The sequence below is a fragment of the bacterium genome, assembly GCA_030655055.1.
In the GTDB taxonomy this organism is placed as follows: domain Bacteria; phylum Edwardsbacteria; class AC1; order AC1; family EtOH8; genus UBA5202.
The window spans coordinates 1-3,350 of sequence record JAURWH010000195.1; the positions used below are offsets into that span (position 1 = coordinate 1).

At 57.5% G+C, this 3,350-nt stretch carries 5 protein-coding genes; 2 read left to right on the forward strand and 3 right to left on the reverse strand.

Going from position 1 to position 3,350, the window contains the following annotated elements:
* On the reverse strand, positions 1-180 hold a 180-nt coding region (locus Q7U71_09140), incomplete at its 3' end, for an HD domain-containing protein (GenBank protein ID MDO9391920.1).
* The gene (locus Q7U71_09145; GenBank protein ID MDO9391921.1) at positions 177-566 is read right to left on the reverse strand and encodes a GNAT family N-acetyltransferase; all 390 of its coding nucleotides are present in this window, start codon (positions 564-566) and stop codon (positions 177-179) included. The genes Q7U71_09140 and Q7U71_09145, both read right to left, overlap by 4 nt.
* Before the next feature lie 223 nt (positions 567-789).
* On the opposite strand from Q7U71_09145, the gene Q7U71_09150 reads away from it, so the two are divergent.
* Entirely contained in the window at positions 790-1,917 is a 1,128-nt protein-coding gene (locus tag Q7U71_09150; protein ID MDO9391922.1) for an AAA family ATPase, read from the forward strand.
* A gap of 40 nt (positions 1,918-1,957) precedes the next feature.
* Here the strand turns inward: Q7U71_09150 and Q7U71_09155 are convergent, their stop codons facing one another.
* Positions 1,958-2,107, reverse strand: a complete 150-nt coding sequence (locus tag Q7U71_09155) for a hypothetical protein (protein MDO9391923.1) — start codon at positions 2,105-2,107, stop codon at positions 1,958-1,960.
* Between the two features lie 79 nt (positions 2,108-2,186).
* Between Q7U71_09155 and Q7U71_09160 the strand changes: the two genes are divergently transcribed.
* Entirely contained in the window at positions 2,187-3,044 is an 858-nt protein-coding gene (locus Q7U71_09160) for a VWA domain-containing protein (GenBank protein ID MDO9391924.1), read from the forward strand.
* The last annotated feature ends 306 nt before the right edge of the window (positions 3,045-3,350 follow it).

Consider the following 3,350-nt stretch of genomic DNA (forward strand, 5'->3'; position numbering starts at 1 on the left):
AAGCATCTTTTCAATATCATAACCTTTCAATTCGTCTTTCAATAAATAAACAATTGCGGCCAGCCTCCAGGAATGCTCTGCTACGCTTTCTTGTCTTCCACTTGAAGTCCAAGAATGCCGGGGGATGCATTTCAATTTTTCTAACTTACCAAGAAAAGAAAGCAGCAGTTCTAAGTTCATGAAATAGTTCCTTTTGATGTTTTTCGCCCTGACTGCATAGTATGGTTGCGAATCATCATCCCGGTAGCCTTTGACATTCCGTGCCGGAGATAGAATGGCTGCACCTTTTTGTCGCACAGCAGATCTACCATATACAAGCCTTTTAATCTCTTCAACATTCTTTTGACCAACTCACTTCCGATGTCCTGATTCCGGTATTCGGGCAAGACCTCCAGCAGCGGAATATACGCGCACAGCACGCCGTCGCTGATGGCGGTGATAAAACCGGTCACTTTATTCGTTCGGGTCTCGACCGCTAAAACAACGTGATCGCTGTTTTTCAGCAAAAGCAAATGAGTCCGGGGTGAAAGCTTTTTAGGCCAACCTTCAAAGAATCCCCGCAGCATTGAAGGATCGATGCCCTCAAGCGATGAGATATAGGTAATCGTAGACATTGTAGGATATATTTAATCATAACGGGCCGTTATATGCAACTAAATAATGAAAATATTTCGATCTTTTTGCCGTGATCAAACGGCCCCGGCCATCCGCCGCTTTCTTCAATGTCCGGCCGGATGGTAAATAAAAACAACTGTTGACATTTAAAGACTCCATCACTATAATGATCGCATGAACAAAACTTCACGCCGGATGTTCCCCTTTCCGGCCATCATCGGCCAGGACAAGCTGAAGACCGCCTATCTGGCCAACGTGATCAACCCGCGCATCGGCGGACTGCTTATCTCCGGGCCCAAGGGCACCGGCAAGAGCACCGCCGTGCATTCGATAGCCGCGGTGCTGCCCGATCACAGCGCGGTGCAGGACTGCCCCTTCAACTGTGATCCGGGCGACCCGTCCCGGTTCTGCACCCTGTGCCGGGAGAAGAGCGGCCACCAGGGCATTACCCGGCCGATGCGGATAGTCAACCTGCCGCTGTCCTGCAGCGAGGACCGGCTGGTGGGCAGCATCGACGTGGAGAAGCTGCTTAAGACCGGCGAGAAGGCCGTGCAGCCGGGCATCCTGGGCGCGGCCAACGGCAACATCCTTTACGTGGACGAGGTCAACCTGCTGCCCGACCACCTGGTGGACGACATCCTGGACGCGGCGGCCTCGCACTGGAACACCATCGAGCGGGAGGGGGTGTCCGTCTCCCACCCGGCCGACTTTGTGCTGGTGGGGACCATGAACCCGGAGGAGGGCGACCTGCGGCCCCAGATCCTGGACCGTTTCCCGCTCTGCGTCAGGATAGAGACGGTAAAGGACCCGGAGCAGCGGGTGGAGATAGTCCGCGCCAACCTGCTGTTCGAGGACCATCCGGAGGAATTCTTCCAGCGATACGAGTCCCAATCGCAGGCGCTGAAATCCGCCATCGTAACCGCCAGGGCAATGCTGCCGCGGGTCACGGCCGGCGACGAGGCGGTGGCGGCGGTGGCCCGCTCCTGCGCCGAGTTGAAGGTGGACGGTCAGCGGCCGGACATAGTGATCATCAAGACCGCCCTGACCCTGGCCGCGCTCAATAACAGGACCCAGACCGCCCGCGAGGACATAATGCTGGCGGCCGAGCTGGCCCTGGTGCACCGCACCCGGGACGGAGGCCTGCTGGAACCGCCGCCGCCCGAGGAGATCGCCCGCAGTTTTGGCAGACACACGGCAGCGGTCCCGGCCGCCAAAGACCTGGCGGTCAACGAAAATAAAGGGCTTCAGACAGAGCAGCCATTACAGGGCCCCGGCGCCGAGGGCGTAAAAAAAAACAAATAAAGGCCAAACTGCAGGCACTGCAAACGGCCAGGCTTAACGTTCAGCCGGGGAAGGCCGACAGGAATATCCTGCGGAGCCTCTTTGACAAGGTCAAACGCCGCTTTACCAAGCCCAAGAAAGTCGCAGTAATTTCCCCGGGCCAGCCCATCCCGCTGTTCGATCCCTCCCGCAGTCTTACCGCCAGGCTCAAAGGCGGCTTCCTGAAATTCCTGAAAAAGATCGGAAAGACCAAGGCCCGTTCGTTCAAGGGAAGCCCCAAACGTCGGACGGTGGTCACCGAGCGCTCGGGACGCAACGTCAAGGAAGTGCGTTACCAGCCGGGCGAGAATACTCTGGCCCCGGTGCAGACCCTGATCAAAGCCGCCGGGCAGGGCAGGTACGAATTCAGTTCCCGGCGGTTCTCCATCGGCGGCCGGGACCTGGTGGGCTGGGAGAAGGCGGAGCGGCAGAGCCTGACCCTGGTGCTGCTGGCCGACGTCAGCCACTCCACCCACCCCTACATCAACGTGATGGCCGAGATCATCAACTCGCTGACCGGCTATTTTAGGATGAACAAGGACCGGATCGGGCTGATCTCGCTGTCCGGGGCCCAGGCCCAGATCCTGAACCATCCCACCCACAACTACCGGGTGGTCACCAAAAGCCTGCTGTCGCTGGCCGTTCACGGGCAGACCCCGCTGGCCGACGGGATGCAGAAGGCCCTGGCCATGATCCGCCTGCAGAAGCACCGTTCGCCTGGATCCTCCAGCCTGGTGATAGCCCTGACCGACTGCTATCCCGAACCGCTGACCCTCCATTCCCCAGACCCCTTTGACGAGCCGGCCTACCGGGAAACGGTGCGGGCAGCCAAGCTTTTCCGCAAGGACAAGGTCCCGCTGCTGCTGATAAACCCCACCTTCAGCCACCACCAGGAGAAGGATTATTTCCCCGGGGAGAAACTGTCGGCGGCCATCGAGCGCGAAAGCGGAGGGAGGCTGATAAAATTGTACCGCAACATGGAATTCGCCCAGACCCAGCCCAGCCAGGGCATTCCGCCCAGCCACCGCGACATCTTGCGGATCATCAGCGGAGTGGAGGAAATGGTGGGCAGCCGGAGGCTGGGGGAGGACCGCCGGATAGCGGGCTGAGACAGCATCCCCAAAAAATGAATTTAGGCAAGTAAAAACCCCCGCCGTTGGCGGGGGTTTTTAGTGTTTTCATATCTAGCTTGCGCCGGAAAAGTAGAAAGTATTTACAGGATATGGTAAAAACCCTGATTTAGCCCGACTACGTTCTTTTCTTTTTGTGCCGCCAAAAAGAGAAGAACCAAAAGAAAAAGCTCGTCGCTTAAAACTCTCCTGGCGTTGCGCGTCTCGTTGATGACGGGCTTGTCTGAACTCGGGCTTTGGCCAAGCCCTCAAACAGGCCAGACAAGCTTTTAACCGCCATCAACT